Source organism: Macrococcoides caseolyticum, assembly GCF_002902665.1.
GTDB lineage: Bacteria > Bacillota > Bacilli > Staphylococcales > Staphylococcaceae > Macrococcoides > Macrococcoides caseolyticum.
Genome location: NZ_PPRM01000028.1, coordinates 39,104 through 57,733, shown reverse-complemented (window position 1 = coordinate 57,733; position 18,630 = coordinate 39,104). Strand labels below are relative to the sequence as shown.

Here is an 18,630-nt window from a genome sequence, read left to right as displayed (position 1 = left end):
ATATCATTAAAAATGGCTGCGCTAATACAAGCACAGCCGAGTAATTAATTTTTATTTTTTTAAGTGTCTACTTGACTGGGTGATGTTCAAACTATCGTCGGGTTTCACCTATGCAGATACGCCGGCGAAACGAAAAAGAATGCAGGAAATTAAAAACCATTTCCTGCATTCTTTTTCGTGATTTTACTCGTGTCTAAACACTCGAGTCACGACCTTTTATTTATTTTTCATGATTTGTGATTTTAAACGGTCAGCTTTGTTTGAGTGGATTAAGTTGCTTTTCGCAGCTTTATCAATCTTTTTAACAGCTACTTGTACTAATTCTGATTTATTGTCAGCGTTGTTTTCAATTGCCGCTTTAGCGTTTTTCACAGCAGTACGCATATCATTTGTTTGAGAAATGTTAGCATCGTGTGCTTTGTTACTTGTAGTAACACGTTTAATTGCAGATTTGATGTTTGGCATAAATTTCACCTCCTAAAAATGTCTTACACTTGCATAAAATTATAAATTTGATTGCAACAAGAAATATTTTATCAAATTCAAGCATTATATGCAATCTAATTTTTTGAAAACTGATTGATACACTTACATTTAGTTGTTATAATCAAATATACGAACAATTTAAGAAAGTTGGACAATAACTATGAATAATGAACAACGTTTAAAGCGTCAGGAACGAATTAGAAACTTTTCGATTATTGCCCACATCGACCATGGGAAGTCGACTTTGGCGGATAGAATTTTAGAGAATACGAAATCTGTAGCCACGCGTGAGATGAAAGCGCAGCTTCTTGATTCTATGGATCTCGAGCGTGAACGCGGGATTACAATTAAATTAAATGCAGTACAGTTAAATTATACAGCGAAAGATGGCGAGACCTACATCTTTCATTTAATCGATACCCCTGGACATGTCGATTTCACATATGAGGTTTCTCGTAGTTTAGCTGCATGTGAAGGTGCCATTCTCGTAGTGGATGCTGCGCAAGGAATTGAAGCACAAACGCTGGCAAACGTTTATTTAGCACTTGATAATGAGCTAGAACTTATTCCGGTTATCAATAAGATAGATTTACCAGCAGCAGAACCTGAGCGTGTGCGCCAGGAGATTGAAGATGTTATCGGTCTTGATGCGAGTGATGCTGTGCTTGCAAGTGCGAAGGCAAATATCGGCATTGAAGATATATTAGAACAGATTGTAGAACTCGTGCCCCCACCAATGGGTGATCCAGAAGCACCACTTAAAGCGCTGATCTTTGATAGTGCTTTTGATGCCTATCGTGGTGTTATTTCATCAATCAGAATTATTGATGGGACGGTTAAGGCAGGCGATAAGATTAAGATGATGGCGACAGGTAAAGAATTTGAAGTTGTCGAAGTAGGAATCAATACACCGAAGCAAATGCCGGTTGCTGAATTAACGGTTGGAGATGTGGGTTATTTAACGGCATCGATCAAGAATGTTGGCGATTCACGTGTCGGTGACACAATTACACATGCCAGCAATCCGGCACCAGAACCGCTTCAAGGATATAAGAAGATGAACCCGATGGTATTCTGTGGTGTATATCCGATTGATACTGGTAAATATAATGATCTTCGTGAAGCATTAGAGAAACTTCAGTTAAACGATGCATCATTAGAATTTGAACCGGAAACATCTCAGGCGTTAGGATTCGGTTTCCGTGTCGGTTTCTTAGGATTACTACATATGGAAATTATTCAGGAACGTATTGAACGTGAATTTGGTATTGAATTAATTGCGACTGCACCAAGCGTTATCTACAAATGTGAGATGACAGATGGTAGCGAAGTGGTAGTGGATAATCCGTCTAAAATGCCGGATCCGCAGAAGATCGATAAAATTTATGAACCCTATGTTAAAGCGAGTATTATGGTACCGAATGATTATGTGGGTGCTGTGATGGAACTTTGTCAGAAGAAACGCGGAAACTTCCAGACGATGGATTACTTAGATGATATCCGTGTTAACATCATTTATGAAGTACCGCTTTCAGAAGTTGTATTTGATTTCTTTGATCAGTTGAAATCAAGCACGAAAGGGTATGCTTCATTTGATTATGAATTGATTGGTTATCAGGAAAGCAAGCTTGTGAAGATGGATATATTATTAAACGGTGAAACAGTAGATGCACTAAGCTTTATCGTGCATAGAGATTTTGCATATGATCGTGGTAAAGTCATCGTTGAAAAGTTAAAGACATTAATTCCAAGACAGCAGTTCGAAGTCCCTGTTCAAGCAGCAATCGGTCAGAAGATTATTGCACGTACAAATATTAAATCGATCGGTAAGAACGTACTTGCGAAATGTTACGGTGGCGATATCAGCCGTAAGCGTAAATTACTTGAAAAACAAAAAGCCGGTAAAGCAAAGATGAAATCAGTGGGATCGGTTGAAATTCCTCAGGATGCATTCTTAGCTGTACTGAAAATGGATGAAGAATAAAGACATGGGTAACCATGTCTTTGTTTGTTAGGAGGCATAATGAGAAGTTTATATATTCATATTCCTTTTTGTAATCGTATATGCACATACTGTGATTTTAATAAGTTCCTCATTAAAAATCAGCCGGTAGATGAATATCTGGATTGTTTGATCAAAGAGCTTTCATTCATTGATGAACGCGATTTGTTAACGGTATTTATTGGTGGAGGTACACCTACAGCGCTGAATGAAGGACAACTTGAACGATTGCTCAGTTACATTGAGCAATCATTTACGATACACGAAGAATTTACGATGGAAGCAAATCCTGATGAATTGACGCGTAACAAGATTGCATTAATGAAGCAGTACGGTGTCAACCGTCTATCGCTCGGTGTACAGACGTTTGATAATGATCTGTTAAAGTCGCTCGGCAGGACACATCAAGAACAGGATATATTTAACGCGGTGAACGCCGCAAACGAACTCGGTATAGAATCTATCAGTCTCGACTTAATGTATCATTTACCGACACAGACATTAGAGCAATGTCGCCGTGATCTAGCGCTTGCGACATCACTGGATATACACCATATTTCAAGTTACTCCCTAATATTAGAGCCGAAGACACAGTTTTATAATATGTATAAAAAAGGCATGCTTCAGCTGCCGGATGAACAGCTTGCTGCAGAGATGTACACCCTCACGATGAATACTTTAAGCGCGCAAGGCTTTCATCAATATGAAATCTCTAATTACGCTAAAGGACACCATGAATCAACACACAATAAAGTATACTGGCAGAATAAAGAATATTATGGTGCCGGGGCCGGAAGTCATGGGTACATTGACGGAGTACGCTATTATAACATTGCACCTGTTCCACACTACATTAAAGCGATGCATAAAGGCGATGCGGTTAAAGAACGCATACCTGTCACAGTTGATGCTGCAATGGAAGAGTTTATGTTTTTAGGATTAAGATTGAATGAAGGCATTAGCAAGAATGAATTTCTTGCGCGATATAAAACGTCGTGTGATGATGTGTTTAAAGATGTCACGACTGAGCTTGTAAAAGAAGGGTATTTAATTGAGATGGATGATCGCATCTCTTTGACAGTACTCGGAAGAATGCGTGGAAATGATGTGTTTGAGAAGTTCCTGCTTACTGTTTAGTAAGTAGGAACTTCTTTTTTTATAATTATGAGTGTTAATGTTGACATACTTTGACCAATTTGATAAATTAGTATTAGCACTTGAGGTGATAGAGTGCTAACGAGGTGAAATATGCTAACAGATAGACAATTACATTTGTTAAACGTAATTGTTGAGGATTTTGTTGATAGTGGAACGCCTATAGCATCTAAGAAGTTAATTGATGATCATCACTTTAATGTCAGTCCTGCAACGATACGTGCAGAGATGAAACGTTTAGAAGATTTTGGTTTAATCGAGAAGATGCACACATCTTCAGGACGTGTTCCTTCAGAAACGGGTTATAAGTTTTATGTAGAAGCGCTACAGGAAGAATTTCCTTATGAACCGAACTTCGATATTAATAACAGTGATGCACTTGACTTCAGAAGACTTGCACAATTAATCGCAAGAGATACAAGACACTTGTCTATTGCAACAACGTCTCAAATCGATATGAAGTCTATTTCCCAAATTCATTTAACATACTTAACACCGACGAAGCTGGTGCTGATTATCGTATATGAAAACGGAAATGTTGAACATCAGCAAATTTCATGGCAGGTACGTTTAACGAGACTTGAAATTGAGAAGATGAATAATTTCTTGAATGCGAATTTGGCATCAATTAATAAGCCGAATTTACATCAGGAAGGATATCCGTCGATAAAGCAGCTTCCATTAACACATATTAAATCAGAGATTATTAAGAAAGCGACAACGAATACAAACGCAGTGTTCTTTGAAGGTCGTGAGTATTTATACGAAATTATGGACTCTGATAATCTAGAAGCGATTAGAGAAATGTTGAAGCTTATCGACTCTAGAACATTACCAGATCTAATAGAATCAAAGCAGTCGAATCAGATTGAAGTAATATTAGGTCAGGAGATTAGTGAGAATTTACAAGGGATATCGATTGTAACAACACCGATTCATATGCATAATATGAATGGTAATATTTCAATCATCGGACCAACTCAAATGAGTTACCGTGATATATTTAATAAATTATCGAATTTACATCGAATGTTTAAGGAGGACTAGATTTGTCAGAAGAGAATAAGCAGGATGTAATAAAAGACGAAAGCATCATAGAAACAGAAACGAATGAAACTGAAAGCAATGAAACAGATGTTGAATCAACCGAAACTCCAGATGCAACAGTAGTGAGTGAGGCACCTATTGAAGAGGAAAGTACCGACCCGGTGGCTGAACTTGAAGCAAAGCTTGAGCAGTCAGAGGAGAAGTATTTAAGACTGTATGCAGAGTTTGAAAACTATAAGAAGCGCACGCGTCAGGAATTAGATACTGAAAGAACATATCGTGCACAGAGCGTATTACGTGATATATTACCAGCAATTGATAATATTGAACGTGCACTAGCGCAGCAAGGTGAATCAGATGAGTTTAAATCACTTCACAAGGGTGTAGAGATGGTTTATGAAAGTCTGTTACATTCACTTAAAGAGAATGGATTAGAAGTCATAGAAGCACTTGACCAGCCATTCGATCCAAATCTTCATCAAGCAGTGATGCAAGAAAGTGATGAGCATAAGGATTCAGGTATCGTACTTGAAGAACTACAGAAGGGCTATAAATTAAAGGAACGTGTACTAAGACCGTCAATGGTTAAAGTAAACGAATGATTTTTAGTTTTATAACATTTCATAAATTTTAAATTAATGGAGGAATTAATAATGAGTAAAGTAATTGGTATTGACTTAGGAACTACAAATTCATGTGTAGCTGTATTAGAAGGTGGAGAACCGAAAGTAATCGCTAACCCAGAAGGTAACCGTACAACACCTTCAGTTGTAGCATTCAAAAATGGCGAAACACAAGTCGGTGAAGTTGCAAAACGTCAAGCGATCACTAACCCTAATACAATCATTTCGATTAAACGTCATATGGGTACAGACTATAAAGAAAACATCGAGGGTAAAGAATACTCACCTCAAGAAATTTCAGCGATGATTCTTCAAAACTTAAAAGCAACAGCTGAAAGCTACTTAGGTGAAAAAGTAACGAAAGCCGTAATTACTGTACCTGCATATTTCAACGACGCAGAACGTCAGGCAACTAAAGATGCTGGTAAAATTGCAGGACTTGAAGTAGAGCGTATTATTAACGAGCCTACTGCTGCAGCGCTTGCTTATGGCTTAGATAAAACAGATAAAGAACAGAAAGTATTAGTATTCGACCTAGGTGGTGGTACGTTCGACGTATCTATCCTTGAACTTGGTGATGGTGTATTTGAAGTATTATCAACGTCAGGTGACAATAAATTAGGTGGAGATGACTTTGACCAAGTAATCATCGATTACTTAGTAGAAGAATTCAAAAAAGAAAATGGCTTAGATCTATCTCAGGACAAAATGGCAATGCAACGTCTAAAAGATGCTGCTGAAAAAGCGAAAAAAGACTTATCAGGTGTATCTTCAACACAAATTTCATTACCATTCATCTCTGCAGGTGAGGCAGGACCACTTCACTTAGAAGTTACTTTATCACGTGCGAAGTTTGAAGAACTATCTCATACATTAGTAGAACGTACGATGGGTCCTACACGTCAAGCGATGAAAGATGCTGGATTATCAAATGCAGATATCGATGAAGTAATTCTTGTTGGTGGTTCAACTCGTATTCCAGCAGTACAAGAAGCAATCAAGAAAGAATTAGGTAAAGAACCAAATAAAGGTGTTAACCCTGATGAAGTTGTAGCGATGGGTGCTGCAATTCAAGGTGGCGTTATCACTGGTGATGTAAAAGACGTTGTATTATTAGACGTAACGCCATTATCACTTGGTATCGAAACAATGGGTGGTGTGTCTACAGTATTAATCGAACGTAATACTACAATTCCAACATCTAAATCACAAGTGTTCTCAACTGCAGCGGACAATCAGCCGGCAGTAGACATTCACGTATTACAAGGTGAGCGTCAAATGGCAGCAGATAACAAAACGTTAGGTCGCTTCCAGTTAACTGACATTCCACCAGCACCACGTGGTGTGCCTCAAATCGAAGTGACATTTGATATCGATAAGAACGGTATCGTTAACGTTACAGCGAAAGACCTTGGCACTCAAAAAGAACAGAAGATCACAATTCAGTCTTCATCTTCATTAAGCGACGAAGAGATTGATCGTATGGTTAAAGATGCAGAAGCAAACGCTGAAGCAGATAAGAAGCGTCGTGAAGAAGTAGATTTACGTAACGAAGCAGATCAACTTGTATTTGCAACGGATAAAGCAATCAAAGATTTAGAAGACAAAGTAGATGCTGCTGAAAAAGAAAAAGCAGAAGCAGCAAAAGAAGAACTTAAAAAAGCATTAGAAGGTAATGACCTTGAAGAAATTAAAGCGAAAAAAGATACTTTAAACGAAATCGTTCAAGGCTTATCTATGAAACTTTATGAGCAAATGGCACAGGCGCAACAAGGTGCTGAGGGTGCTGCATCTCAAGATGACGATGTTGTAGATGCTGATTTTACTGAAGTGAAAGATGACGATAATAAATAAGTACTCTTTTAAAGTCAAAGTCAATTTATTGGCTTTGACTTTTTCTTTTAAAACATGCGATACACTGATATAGTAATAAAGAAATAAGAAAGGGAGAATGAAACGTGGCGAAAAGGGATTACTACGAAGTACTTGGATTATCTAAAGGTGCTTCTAAAGAAGAGATAAAAAGAGCATATAAGAAACTATCAAAGAAATATCATCCGGACATTAATAAAGAAGCGGATGCTGAAGATAAATTCAAAGAAATTGCTGAGGCATACGAAGTGTTAAGTGATGATCAGAAAAAAGTACAGTATGATCAGTTCGGTCATGCAGGCATGGGACAAGGTGCTGGCTTTGGTGGCCAGGACTTTGGTGGCTTCGGTGGATTCGAAGATATCTTCAGTTCGTTCTTTGGTGGTGGTGCACGACGTGACCCGAATGCACCGCGACAAGGGAATGATTTGCAGTATCAGATGAATGTAACGTTTGAAGAGGCTGTATTTGGCGCTGAGAAAGAAATTTCAGTGAAGAAGGAAGTCGAATGTGATACGTGTGATGGCAGTGGTGCACAACCAGGAACAAATATTAAGACATGCTCAACTTGTGGTGGACGAGGAAATGTTCATGTTGAACAGAACACGCCATTTGGTCGCGTGAGAAGTGAACGTACTTGTCCAGATTGTGGTGGTACTGGTAAAGAGTTTGAAGAGAAATGTTCTGACTGTGGCGGTACTGGTAGAAAGATTAAGACAGTTAAGATTAGCGTGAAAGTACCGGCAGGTGTTGATACAGGTCAGCAAATTCGACTATCAGGTCAAGGTGAACCAGGTATAAATGGCGGACCAGCTGGAGATTTATATGTTGTATTTAATGTACAGGACCATGCATACTTTGATCGCTCTGGTGAGGATATCTTCTATACATTGGAATTGTCAATCGCACAAGCGGCACTTGGTGACGAAGTCGAAGTCCCAACGTTAGAAGGCAAAGTGAAGCTAACGATTCCAGCAGGAACACAAACAGGCAAACGTTTCCGATTGAAGGAAAAAGGTGTTCAGAACGTCCATGGCTATGGTCGCGGTGATGAATATGTAACAGTTAAAGTGATGACGCCAGTTAAGATGACGAATAGACAAGCGGAGTTACTAAGAGAGTTTGCAGAAATAGACGGACATGATATCACTGAGCAGCCTTCAAATTTCTTTGATAAAACAAAACGCTTCTTTAAAGGAGAATAAAGATGAACTATGTAGAGATAACGATGATGATCAATCATGAACTTGAGCCATTTATTGCGGATATTCTGAATGAAGTTGGCGCGAATGGTGTAGTGATTGAAGATAGTCTTGAACTTCAGAAAGGTCGTATTGAAACATTCGGGGAAATTTATGAATTAAATCCGGATGATTTTCCAGAAGAGGATGTACGCGTTAAAGTTTACTTTAGTGAACTAGATTATGATGCGTCTGTTATAGAGCAGATTAAAGAAAAAGTAGATGCATTAAACGATGTCGACGTCACTCGTCTTGAATTCAGTACAAATACTGTACAGGAAGAAGACTGGGCAAATGAATGGAAGAATCATTTCCATGCCTTTAAAGTTTCAGACAAGTTCGTTATCGTACCGAGCTGGGAAAGCTATGACGGTTTGCAGGATGGTGAGCATGCGATACATCTGGATCCTGGTATGGCATTTGGTACTGGCGATCATGCCACGACTTCGATGTGTCTCAAATTAATTGAGAAGTATGTAGAAAAGGGTCAGTCTATAGTTGACGTAGGTACTGGGTCTGGCATATTAAGTATCGCTGCACATAAACTCGGCGCCGAGCCGATTAAAGCACTCGATTTAGATTCTGTTGCTGTGAAAGTAGCAGAAGACAATTTTGAGAAGAATGACTGTCTTGATGCGATACAAGCAGAACCCGGTAATCTTCTTAAAGGTGAGACAGAGAAACGAGATGTAATATTTGCAAATATATTAGCTCATATCGTGGATATGATGATTGATGATAGTTATGCATTGTTAAATGATAACGGACTTCTCATAATATCAGGCATCATAGAAGAGAAAGAAGAGATGATTATCGACCACTTAAAAGGCGTCGGGTATACAATTGTGGAAGTGATGCGCGATAGTGGATGGGTTGCCATTGCAGCAAGAAAAGAGGCATAGTATGCAGCGATATTTTCTTGATGTAAAAAGTGTTATAAATGAAACATATCAGATCAGTGGTAAGGATGACGTCCACCATATCAAAAACGTTATGCGACAGCAAACGGGAGATAAAGTAATCGTTAACTTTACGAATGCAACGATGATTTGTGAGATTATTGATATTCAGACTGAGATTACAGTGAAACCGATTGAAGACATTGATATTCTTACAGAGATGCCTGTGTCTGTAACGATTGCGAGCGGGTTACTTAAAAATGATAAGTATGAATGGATGATACAGAAGGCAACAGAACTTGGAGCCGCGTCGTTTATACCGTTTGTTAGTGAAAGAACGATTGTGAAAGTAGACGAAAAGAAGTTTCAGAAGAAGGTAGAACGTTTTACAAAGATCGTTAAGGAAGCGGCTGAGCAGAGTTACAGACAAATTGTCCCATCTATTGAATTTGTCGCGAGCGGGAAAGCTTTAGCAAAGAAACTTGAAGCATTTGATCATGTGCTGATTGCGTATGAAGAGACCGCGAAGTCAGGTGAGATTAAAAACTTTACGGAAGCATTGCAAGATGTAAAGCATGGTGATAAGGTGTGCGTGATATTTGGTCCGGAAGGTGGGCTGAGTGAAGCGGAAGTGGCTCAGTTTGGTAGTAAGGTGATAGGACTTGGGCCACGTATATTAAGAGCAGAGACGGCACCACTTTATGCATTATCAGCAATGAGCTTTCATTTTGAGTTGAATTAGACACTGAACTCTCAGTGTCTTTTATTGTATATCAATAACATTCCATGCAATGACATTGAAAGTTATTAATATTCATGGTATTTTTATATAATGCAAAGAATTATAAATGAGGTGAACATATGTCAACAGTTGCATTTCATACGTTGGGCTGTAAAGTAAACCATTATGAAACAGAAGCGATTTGGCAGTTATTTAAAGATGCTGATTATGAGCGCGTTGATTTTGAACAAAACGCTGACGTCTATGTTATTAATACATGTACTGTAACAAATACAGGGGACAAGAAGAGTCGTCAAGTGATTCGTCGTGCGATTCGTCGTAATCCTGATGCGGTAATTTGTGTTACAGGTTGTTATGCACAGACGTCATCTGCTGAAATTATGGATATTGCGGGTGTAGATATTGTTGTCGGTACACAGGACCGTCATAAGATGCTTCCCTATATCGAACAGTATCGTGCTGAACGTCAACCGATTAACGGCGTGACAAATATTATGAAGAATCGTACGTATGAGGAGTTAGATGTACCTTACTTTACGGACCGTACGCGTGCGTCACTCAAGATTCAGGAAGGGTGTAACAACTTCTGTACGTTCTGTATCATTCCTTGGGCGCGTGGTTTAATGCGTTCTCGTGATCCAAAAGAAGTTGTCCGTCAGGCAACGCAGCTTGTACAGTCCGGTTATCAGGAGATTGTATTAACAGGGATTCATACGGGTGGTTATGGTGAAGATTTAAAGGATTATAATCTAGCGCAGTTATTGCGTGATCTAGAGACGATTGATGGTCTGAAGCGTATTCGTATTTCTTCTATCGAAGCGAGTCAGTTAACCGATGAAGTAATTGATGTGATTGACAAGAGTAATAAAGTCGTGCGTCACTTACACATCCCCTTCAGTCAGGTAGTGATACGGTGTTAAAGCGTATGCGTCGTAAATATACGATGTCTCATTTCTCAGAGCGTCTGAAGAAATTGCATGCGATTATGCCAGGTCTTGCTGTAACAAGTGATGTTATTGTCGGTTTCCCTGGTGAGACTGAGGAAGAGTTCCAGGAGACGTATGACTTTATTTTACAGCATGGTTTCAGTGAACTACACGTCTTCCCGTATTCAATGCGTACAGGCACGCCTGCTGCGAGAATGACGGATCAGATTGATGAATCTATTAAGAATGACCGCGTACATCGTTTAATTACATTAAGCGATCAGCTGGCAAAAGAATACGCGAGTCGCTTTGAAGGTGATGTACTAGAAGTGATTCCTGAAGAGAAGGCAAGCAATGGTAATATGCTTGTCGGTTACACGGATAATTACCTTAAGGTGCAGTTTGAAGCTGATGAGCATTTAATTGGTGAACTTGTTAAGGTGAAGATTGATAAGAGTGGCTATCCACTGAATGAAGGGACATTCGTAACGGTCATCCCAAATGCTTACAAGAAGTCAGAGATGCAAATGCATTCATAAAAAAATTCGTTATTGACCTCTAGTAACTGTTGTATTATAATATTTTAGTACATAGAATATTTTACTTATATCTATGTTTAAAATGTTCCGTTGATATTTGGAGGGAGGGAAATTATATGTCTAAAACTGTAGTTCGTAAAAACGAATCAATTGAAGATGCTTTACGTCGTTTCAAGCGTACTGTTTCTAAAAATGGTACAATTCAAGAAGTACGTAAACGTGAATTCTACGAAAAACCAAGTGTAAAACGTAAAAAGAAATCAGAAGCAGCGCGTAAACGTAAATTCAAATAATATTTGCTCCCTCAAATGTTATTAATAGATGTAGAAGTCTGGATTATCCAGGCTTCTTTTTTTGTGAATTTTTCATAAATTTTATGTTTTACATATATTGTGAGTGAATTTTCTGTATAATGAAAATAAGGAGGTGTTCAGTTGGATTTACAATTACAGGATATTATCCTGCTTATTTTAATGATTGTTATGACAGTGTCATGTATATGGCAGCTTTATACTCCGAGAATCAGCAGTGCTGGAATAATATGTACAATTGCGAGTTTATTATTCTTTGTCATGAATATCTATAATGGTGATATGGAAGCGCTGGCTATTATTTTGTTTATCGGTGGTATACTTCTTGTTATTTTAGAGTTATTTATTATTGGTGCTATTATTGGGATCATCGGTACTGTATGCATTATTATCAGTTTTCTGCTTATTGGAGATAACATAATGATGATGACTTTATTCGTATCGATCTGTTTAATAGTCGCGCTTATAGAATGGGTGATTATAGTGAAGTTTTTCAAGAAGAGAATTCCTCTACTTCAGCAGGTCGTATTACATGACTCAACGAATAAGGAGGCTGGTTACACATCTCATGATGACAGGTCCTATTTAGTAGGGCAGGTAGCTGTTTGTCTAACTGATCTAAGACCTTCTGGTATTATCGTGCATAATGATAAGCGCATCGACGCCGTGAGTGAAGGTGCATTTATCAAAAAAGATACTTCGGTGAAGATAACCGAGGTTGAAGGTACGCGTGTTGTAGTAAAGACATTATAATTAAAGGAGTGGAATGAATGTCAGGTTTAATAGGTATTGGAATAATTACATTTATCGTTATCGTCTTCTTGATGGTATTATTCTCGTTTGTACCAGTAGGATTATGGATTTCGGCGTTAGCAGCTGGGGTTAAAGTCGGCATCGGTACACTTGTTGGTATGCGTTTACGTCGTGTATCGCCTCGTCGCGTTATTGATCCATTGATTAAAGCGCATAAAGCAGGTTTATCATTAACGACGAACCAGTTAGAGTCGCATTATTTAGCAGGTGGGAACGTTGACCGTGTCGTAGATGCAATTATTGCAGCACAACGTGCAGACATTAACTTACCTTTCGAGCGTGGTGCTGCAATCGATTTAGCAGGACGTGACGTATTGGAAGCTGTACAGATGTCGGTTAATCCGAAAGTTATAGAAACGCCATTTATCGCCGGTGTTGCGATGAACGGTATCGAAGTGAAGGCAAAGGCGCGTATCACAGTGCGTGCAAACATTGAACGCCTTGTCGGTGGTGCAGGTGAAGAGACGATTGTAGCCCGTGTCGGAGAAGGTATCGTTTCGACAATCGGTTCAAGTCGTTCGCACACATCGGTATTAGAGAATCCGGATATGATTTCCCAGACAGTATTAGGGAAAGGGTTAGACTCTGGAACAGCATTTGAGATTCTGTCGATAGATATTGCGGATGTAGATATCGGTAAGAATATTGGTGCAGATCTACAGACAGAGCAAGCGCTGGCAGATAAGAATATCGCACAGGCGAAAGCTGAAGAACGACGTGCGATGGCAGTTGCACAGGAGCAAGAGATGAAAGCGCGTGTTCAAGAGATGCGAGCGAAAGTTGTGGAAGCGGAAGCGGAAGTGCCGCTTGCAATGGCAGAAGCATTAAAGTCTGGTAATATCGGTGTTAAAGAATATTATAACTTAAAGAATATCGAATCAGATACTGGCATGCGTAACGCGATTAACAAGATGACAGATAAGAATGATGATACGCCTAAAAAATAAAGGGTGATTACATGAGTGTAGGTACGATAATATTTATATTGATTGCGGTAATTAGCGGTGTGTCTTCTTTGTTAGATAACGATAAGAAAAAGACGGTTCCCGGCAAGAAAGGTGGAACTTCAAAAGGTGTGTTATCAGAACTTCAGAAGCAGATACAGCAAATCGAGACAACAATGAATCAAGGTATGAATCGCGAATCTACTGGTAGTGCCACGACTCAAGCGCGTGGACAGGCAGTTGGTCCAGTGAAGCCGAAGAAAGTTGTGCAGCATCAAAGCAATATAAAAGAAAACACGAAGCAGAATGTGAAAGCACAGGTAGAACAAGCAGGTCTTTCAGGACAGAGCAAAACAGTTGCAACCCAAACTGTCACGTTGGCTGAGCAAATCTATAAAATTAAAAGTGATCAGAATCTCACACCACGCCAAAAACAGAATCGTATTCAAAGTTTAGTGATGGCACAGGACATTGAAGTTGCTGCCGACGCCCTGACGTTTGATAAAGCTGCAGTATTAAACGGTATTATTATGAGCGAAGTGCTCGGCAAGCCCAAATCATTGCAATAATGGTTAACCTTAAGTGATTGTTTCAGTCACTTAAGGTTTTTTATTTTGATGATAATTTATGAGTTTATAGAGAAACTATTAACGTATTATGAATAAAATTTGATAAAATAGAGATAAGAGGTGATTGCATGAGATATAAAAGTATCGTCAATTCATTTCAGAAGTCCCTAGTCATCATTATTGTTACGCTCGTTTCTATTGCATTCTATTTAAATCCTTTGACAAGTGGTCTCGCTTCTTTTGTACTTGGTGGTCTCCTTACCTATACGTTATTAAATGAATTTTATGTTATAGAGGGTAATGTTCTTAATATTACAAAAGGTTTTGAGCGTAAAGCGATTAATGTTCATGATATTGAATTATTAAATTGTGTGAAAGTACGAGATAATGTACTTGTAGAGATTTATGGTAAGGAGCAGAAAGTTGTTGTTAAACCTAAACTTACCTTGGAATTTATTGCACATTTGAAGAAGGTTAATCCGGATATTCACATTCAGAACTTCAATTTAGCCGATTCAATGCTTGATAGAGTTGCTGATATAAAATAATTGTGTGTTATTTCCCAAACTGATAAAGTTAAGGTAACGATAAATAAAGGAGTTTTTGGATGTCTGATATCATTCGCTTTGACAATATAAATGAAGCCCAGGCAATGCTTGGCAATAACGATGAACATTTAAATTATCTTGAGGAATTTTATGGTGTGGAATTGCATACGCGTGGTCAGGAGCTTACGATTCATGGTCAAGCTGATGCGATTTCCAAGGCTGAGGTTGTTATCAGAAGTTTGCTTAAGATTATTCAAAAAGGTACGAATGTTACGTTACGCGATGTACAGTCGGCTGTTCAGATGTCTGAGAAGGGCACAATTCATTATTTAAGTGATCTGTATGATGAAGAAATAACAAAAGATGCTACAGGAAAGTCTATTCGCGCAAAGACGATGGGTCAACGATTATATGCCCATCAAATAAAGAAGAACGATCTTGTGATTGGTATTGGACCCGCTGGGACCGGGAAGACTTTTCTGGCAGTTGTAATGGCCGCACAGAGTTTACGTAGTGGAAAGGTCAAGCGCATCGTATTAACACGTCCAGCTGTTGAAGCGGGTGAGTCCCTTGGATTCTTGCCTGGAGACTTGAAAGAGAAGGTCGATCCATACTTACGTCCGTTATATGATGGCTTGCATTTTGTACTCGGTGCAGAGCACACAGCACGTCTAATTGAACGTGGCGTGATTGAAATTGCACCACTTGCTTACATGCGTGGCCGTACATTAGAAGATGCGTTCGTTATATTAGATGAGGCACAGAATACGACACAAGCTCAAATGAAGATGTTCTTAACGCGTCTGGGATTCGGCTCTAAGATGGTCATTACTGGTGATGAAACACAAATTGATCTGCCTAAAGGTGTTAAGAGTGGCCTAATTGAAGCAGTTCAGCGTTTAAGCGGCGTAAAAGGGATAGAGATCCATTATTTTGATGGTGCTGATGTTGTGAGACATCCGCTTGTTGGAAAGATAATTAATGCATACGAAGGAGACGTTTAGATGTTAACAGTAGATTTTATTGATGATAATGCACAAATTGATACAAAGCACTTACCAGAAATTGAGCGTTTGCTCATCTTTGCTGCTGAGCAGGAAGGAATTGATGAAGAAGCCGAAGTTGCAGTGTCATTTGTAGACGAAAATGAAATTCAGGCAATTAATAAAGCATACCGTAATAAGGATGCAGTAACAGACGTTATCAGTTTTGCACTTGAAGAAGGCGAAGATGACTTTGAAATGCCGGATGAACCACGTGTGCTAGGAGACATCATTATCTGTGTGAAAAGAGCTTTGGAACAGGCTGAAGAGTATGGTCATTCTTTTGAGCGTGAGCTAGGTTTCTTATCTTTGCATGGTTTACTACATCTTCTAGGTTACGATCATATGAATGAATCAGATGAAGCGCGTATGTTCGGACGTCAGGATGAAATATTAAATGCATTCGGGTTACGAAGAGATGTATGATCAAACGATTTAAACATCCGATTGCAGGACTTGTTGTATTATTACAAAAGGATAAAAATTTTCTTCTACATTTAATTGTTGCTTTATTCGTACTCATTATTAGTGTATTATTTAATATCACGAGAACGGAATGGTTGTTTATCATCATTGCAATAAGTGCAGTTCTCTTTATGGAAGTGATCAATACGTCTGTTGAATATGTTGTTGATCTCGTAACAGATGAATATCATCCGTTAGCGAAGTACGCAAAAGACACAGCAAGTCTTGCGGTATTAATTGCATCCATGATGAGCCTGCTTATCGGTATGATTATTTTTATACCGTATATATTGAAGTTATTCTAGGAGGAATGATCATGGAATTCAAACAGGAATGGTTAGAGGGCGTTATTCGCGCCCAGCAAAAAGCACATGCACCGTACTCAAACTTTAAAGTAGGCGCCTATTTAATTACGAAAGATGGAAAAAGTTTCGATGGTTGTAATGTAGAGAATGCTGCATATGGTGACTGCATCTGTGCGGAGCGTACAGCGCTAGTATCAGCGATTGCAGATGGTTATAAGCCAGGTGACTTTGAAGTACTGGTTGTTACAACAGATACTGATACACCATCATCGCCATGTGGTTCATGTCGACAAGTGATCAAGGAGTTATGCGATGATGAAATGCCTGTATTCTTAACGAATGTCAAAGGTGATGTTATCGCACGTACAGTTGATGATTTATTGCCGCTTGGTTTCTCAGGAAAGGATTTGAAATAATGTCAAATGAATTTAAGTCAGGGTTTGTTGCGATTATCGGACGCCCGAATGTAGGGAAATCTACATTTATGAATAAAGTACTTGGACAGAAAGTAGCGATAATGTCAGATAAAGCACAGACGACACGCAATAAAGTGCAAGGTGTTTTAACGACAGAACAGTCACAAATCATCTTTATCGACACACCAGGTATTCATAAACCGAAACATATGCTTGGTGATTATATGATGAAAGTTGCGAAAAACACGTTACGTGAAGTTGATGCAATCTTGTTTATGGTCAACGTAGAAGAGAGTATCGGCCGTGGAGATGAATTTATTATTGAACTACTTAAGAATAATCGCACACCAATATTCTTAGTGTTAAACAAAATCGATAAGATACATCCTGACGAGCTGATTAAAGAAATTGAGAAGTATAAGGACTTATTACCGTTTGCAGAGATTGTACCGATTTCAGCATTACAAGGTAATAATGTTGACCATCTTGTAAAAGTCATTGAAAGATATATGCCGGAAGGACCGATGTACTATCCGAAAGATCAGATTTCAGATCATCCGGAAGAGTTTATCGTGGCAGAACTTATTCGTGAAAAAGCGCTGCATTTAACGAGTCAGGAAATTCCACACGCAATTGGTGTACAAGTTGAGAAGATGGTAAAAGAGTCTGAAGAACGTGTACATATTGAAGCAACGATCTATATTGAGCGCGAATCTCAAAAGGGCATTATAATCGGTAAGCAGGGATCGATGCTAAAGAAAATTGGTCAGCTTGCCCGTAAAGATATTGAAATGTTACTGGGTTCTAAAGTATATTTAGAGCTGTGGGTGAAAGTACAGAAAGACTGGAGAAATAAACCGAACTTTATACGACAAATTGGCTATAGAGAAGACGAGTATTAATGCTTAAAAAAGCTGTAGGTATTGTCATTAGACGTGTCGCTTATGGTGATAATCATTTGATTATCACCTTTTTGAATGAAGCGGGGGTTAAAGTTGCGTTAATAGCAAGGAATGCCCGTAAATCAACAAAGTATGGTTCGGGATTAGATTTGTTCTATGAGAATTTGTTTATTTTTTCTCAGTTCAAAGGAATGGGTACATTGTCTTCGGTGGATACAATTAACAGTCATTATGAAATACGTGAAGATATCTATGTGATGACGTATGCACAGTACGTTGTTGAACTGATTGATCGTGCACTTGAAGAAGATGAGACTAATCCATATGCATATCAGTTACTTAAAGTCGCGTTGACACATATGGAGCGAAGTGATAAAGCGAGACTTATTACGCTGTTAGTGAGTATTAAATGTATGCCGCTCTATGGCTATGTACCGAATTTTAAGTACAGTACCTATGATGGTAATATGACACATAAAGATTTTATTGCGTATTCATTTCAATTTAATAGCGTGGTAACGCAAGAGGCGCTTATTGAAGACCCGCATGCAATCCCGATGACGAATAAGAGTCTCTATATGCTTTATCTGCTCAGTGAAGTACCAATCGAAAGTTTAAGTTCTATAAATATTGAACAGAGTTTAATTGACGAGATGGAAACGCTCGTGTATAAGATGTATGATGAATTTATAGGTGTCTTTATCAAGTCGAGGAAGATTCTGGAGCAGATGAGAAGACTAGATAATTATAAATAAAGAAGCGAGTTCATGAAAATGAACCCG

At 38.7% G+C, this 18,630-nt stretch carries 20 protein-coding genes and 1 pseudogene; 20 read left to right on the top strand and 1 reads right to left on the bottom strand.

The genetic code is table 11. The features are described from left to right. Nucleotides 1-216 precede the first annotated feature (216 nt). Nucleotides 217-465, bottom strand: a complete 249-nt coding sequence (gene rpsT, locus CD152_RS05620; protein ID WP_041636033.1) for a 30S ribosomal protein S20 — start codon at nucleotides 463-465, stop codon at nucleotides 217-219. A 181-nt stretch (nucleotides 466-646) separates the two neighbouring features. Between rpsT and lepA the strand changes: the two genes are divergently transcribed. From lepA to recO, 20 genes and pseudogenes are all read left to right on the top strand, one after another. Next, the gene (gene lepA, locus CD152_RS05615) at nucleotides 647-2,470 is read left to right on the top strand and encodes a translation elongation factor 4 (RefSeq protein ID WP_101140283.1); all 1,824 of its coding nucleotides are present in this window, start codon (nucleotides 647-649) and stop codon (nucleotides 2,468-2,470) included. 39 nt (nucleotides 2,471-2,509) lie between these two features. Further along, nucleotides 2,510-3,625 carry a radical SAM family heme chaperone HemW gene (gene hemW, locus CD152_RS05610; RefSeq protein ID WP_103214495.1) on the top strand — a complete coding sequence of 372 codons (1,116 nt, stop codon included), beginning with the start codon at nucleotides 2,510-2,512 and terminating at the stop codon, nucleotides 3,623-3,625. A gap of 111 nt (nucleotides 3,626-3,736) precedes the next feature. Next, a complete protein-coding gene (gene hrcA, locus CD152_RS05605; RefSeq protein WP_101140285.1) occupies nucleotides 3,737-4,690 on the top strand; it encodes a heat-inducible transcriptional repressor HrcA in 954 nt (317 codons plus the stop codon). A 2-nt stretch (nucleotides 4,691-4,692) separates the two neighbouring features. Then, nucleotides 4,693-5,292: a nucleotide exchange factor GrpE gene (gene grpE, locus CD152_RS05600; RefSeq protein WP_101140286.1), complete on the top strand. Its 600-nt coding sequence runs from the start codon at nucleotides 4,693-4,695 to the stop codon at nucleotides 5,290-5,292. A 51-nt stretch (nucleotides 5,293-5,343) separates the two neighbouring features. Then, entirely contained in the window at nucleotides 5,344-7,167 is a 1,824-nt protein-coding gene (gene dnaK, locus CD152_RS05595) for a molecular chaperone DnaK (RefSeq protein WP_012657137.1), read from the top strand. A 104-nt stretch (nucleotides 7,168-7,271) separates the two neighbouring features. Continuing rightward, on the top strand, nucleotides 7,272-8,390 hold the full coding sequence (gene dnaJ, locus CD152_RS05590) for a molecular chaperone DnaJ (RefSeq protein WP_103214494.1): 1,119 nt from the start codon (nucleotides 7,272-7,274) through the stop codon (nucleotides 8,388-8,390). A 2-nt stretch (nucleotides 8,391-8,392) separates the two neighbouring features. Continuing rightward, a complete protein-coding gene (gene prmA / locus CD152_RS05585) occupies nucleotides 8,393-9,328 on the top strand; it encodes a 50S ribosomal protein L11 methyltransferase (protein WP_101140289.1) in 936 nt (311 codons plus the stop codon). A gap of 1 nt (nucleotide 9,329) precedes the next feature. Then, the gene (locus tag CD152_RS05580) at nucleotides 9,330-10,067 is read left to right on the top strand and encodes a 16S rRNA (uracil(1498)-N(3))-methyltransferase (protein ID WP_101140290.1); all 738 of its coding nucleotides are present in this window, start codon (nucleotides 9,330-9,332) and stop codon (nucleotides 10,065-10,067) included. 119 nt (nucleotides 10,068-10,186) lie between these two features. Further along, a pseudogene (mtaB, locus tag CD152_RS05575) lies at nucleotides 10,187-11,532 on the top strand (tRNA (N(6)-L-threonylcarbamoyladenosine(37)-C(2))-methylthiotransferase MtaB). A gap of 116 nt (nucleotides 11,533-11,648) precedes the next feature. Then, on the top strand, nucleotides 11,649-11,825 hold the full coding sequence (gene rpsU, locus CD152_RS05570; protein WP_041636032.1) for a 30S ribosomal protein S21: 177 nt from the start codon (nucleotides 11,649-11,651) through the stop codon (nucleotides 11,823-11,825). A gap of 141 nt (nucleotides 11,826-11,966) precedes the next feature. Beyond that, a complete protein-coding gene (locus CD152_RS05565; RefSeq protein ID WP_012657132.1) occupies nucleotides 11,967-12,596 on the top strand; it encodes an NfeD family protein in 630 nt (209 codons plus the stop codon). Nucleotides 12,597-12,613: 17 nt separating this feature from the next. Beyond that, nucleotides 12,614-13,603: a flotillin-like protein FloA gene (gene floA / locus CD152_RS05560; RefSeq protein WP_101140292.1), complete on the top strand. Its 990-nt coding sequence runs from the start codon at nucleotides 12,614-12,616 to the stop codon at nucleotides 13,601-13,603. Between the two features lie 11 nt (nucleotides 13,604-13,614). Further along, nucleotides 13,615-14,169 (top strand): hypothetical protein, encoded by a 555-nt coding sequence (locus CD152_RS05555; RefSeq protein WP_103214493.1) that lies wholly within the window; start codon nucleotides 13,615-13,617, stop codon nucleotides 14,167-14,169. A gap of 128 nt (nucleotides 14,170-14,297) precedes the next feature. Next, complete coding sequence (locus CD152_RS05550) at nucleotides 14,298-14,717, top strand: PH domain-containing protein (RefSeq protein ID WP_101035481.1); 420 nt, start codon at nucleotides 14,298-14,300, stop codon at nucleotides 14,715-14,717. A 59-nt stretch (nucleotides 14,718-14,776) separates the two neighbouring features. Beyond that, on the top strand, nucleotides 14,777-15,721 hold the full coding sequence (locus CD152_RS05545) for a PhoH family protein (RefSeq protein ID WP_012657128.1): 945 nt from the start codon (nucleotides 14,777-14,779) through the stop codon (nucleotides 15,719-15,721). Then, a complete protein-coding gene (gene ybeY, locus CD152_RS05540) occupies nucleotides 15,722-16,186 on the top strand; it encodes an rRNA maturation RNase YbeY (RefSeq protein ID WP_103214492.1) in 465 nt (154 codons plus the stop codon). Then, nucleotides 16,186-16,530: a diacylglycerol kinase family protein gene (locus CD152_RS05535; RefSeq protein ID WP_232237506.1), complete on the top strand. Its 345-nt coding sequence runs from the start codon at nucleotides 16,186-16,188 to the stop codon at nucleotides 16,528-16,530. The genes ybeY and CD152_RS05535 overlap by 1 nt, the downstream gene beginning before the upstream one ends. An 11-nt stretch (nucleotides 16,531-16,541) precedes the next feature. Then, on the top strand, nucleotides 16,542-16,946 hold the full coding sequence (cdd, locus tag CD152_RS05530) for a cytidine deaminase (protein WP_012657125.1): 405 nt from the start codon (nucleotides 16,542-16,544) through the stop codon (nucleotides 16,944-16,946). After that, the gene (gene era / locus CD152_RS05525; RefSeq protein WP_012657124.1) at nucleotides 16,946-17,848 is read left to right on the top strand and encodes a GTPase Era; all 903 of its coding nucleotides are present in this window, start codon (nucleotides 16,946-16,948) and stop codon (nucleotides 17,846-17,848) included. The genes cdd and era overlap by 1 nt, the downstream gene beginning before the upstream one ends. Further along, the gene (recO, locus tag CD152_RS05520; RefSeq protein ID WP_101041614.1) at nucleotides 17,848-18,603 is read left to right on the top strand and encodes a DNA repair protein RecO; all 756 of its coding nucleotides are present in this window, start codon (nucleotides 17,848-17,850) and stop codon (nucleotides 18,601-18,603) included. The genes era and recO overlap by 1 nt, the downstream gene beginning before the upstream one ends. The last annotated feature ends 27 nt before the right edge of the window (nucleotides 18,604-18,630 follow it).

Excerpts from the sequence above, each read along its gene's own strand:
- hrcA (WP_101140285.1), top strand. The coding sequence starts at position 3,737 with ATGCTAACAGATAGACAATTACATTTGTTAAACGTAATTGTTGAGGAT.
- prmA (WP_101140289.1), top strand. The coding sequence starts at position 8,393 with ATGAACTATGTAGAGATAACGATGATGATCAATCATGAACTTGAGCCA.
- dnaK (WP_012657137.1), top strand. The coding sequence starts at position 5,344 with ATGAGTAAAGTAATTGGTATTGACTTAGGAACTACAAATTCATGTGTA.
- CD152_RS05545 (WP_012657128.1), top strand. The coding sequence starts at position 14,777 with ATGTCTGATATCATTCGCTTTGACAATATAAATGAAGCCCAGGCAATG.
- recO (WP_101041614.1), top strand. The coding sequence starts at position 17,848 with ATGCTTAAAAAAGCTGTAGGTATTGTCATTAGACGTGTCGCTTATGGT.
- CD152_RS05580 (WP_101140290.1), top strand. The coding sequence starts at position 9,330 with ATGCAGCGATATTTTCTTGATGTAAAAAGTGTTATAAATGAAACATAT.
- CD152_RS05550 (WP_101035481.1), top strand. The coding sequence starts at position 14,298 with ATGAGATATAAAAGTATCGTCAATTCATTTCAGAAGTCCCTAGTCATC.
- floA (WP_101140292.1), top strand. The coding sequence starts at position 12,614 with ATGTCAGGTTTAATAGGTATTGGAATAATTACATTTATCGTTATCGTC.
- hemW (WP_103214495.1), top strand. The coding sequence starts at position 2,510 with ATGAGAAGTTTATATATTCATATTCCTTTTTGTAATCGTATATGCACA.
- rpsT (WP_041636033.1), bottom strand. The coding sequence starts at position 465 with ATGCCAAACATCAAATCTGCAATTAAACGTGTTACTACAAGTAACAAA.
- ybeY (WP_103214492.1), top strand. The coding sequence starts at position 15,722 with ATGTTAACAGTAGATTTTATTGATGATAATGCACAAATTGATACAAAG.
- lepA (WP_101140283.1), top strand. The coding sequence starts at position 647 with ATGAATAATGAACAACGTTTAAAGCGTCAGGAACGAATTAGAAACTTT.
- CD152_RS05555 (WP_103214493.1), top strand. The coding sequence starts at position 13,615 with ATGAGTGTAGGTACGATAATATTTATATTGATTGCGGTAATTAGCGGT.
- rpsU (WP_041636032.1), top strand. The coding sequence starts at position 11,649 with ATGTCTAAAACTGTAGTTCGTAAAAACGAATCAATTGAAGATGCTTTA.
- cdd (WP_012657125.1), top strand. The coding sequence starts at position 16,542 with ATGGAATTCAAACAGGAATGGTTAGAGGGCGTTATTCGCGCCCAGCAA.
- era (WP_012657124.1), top strand. The coding sequence starts at position 16,946 with ATGTCAAATGAATTTAAGTCAGGGTTTGTTGCGATTATCGGACGCCCG.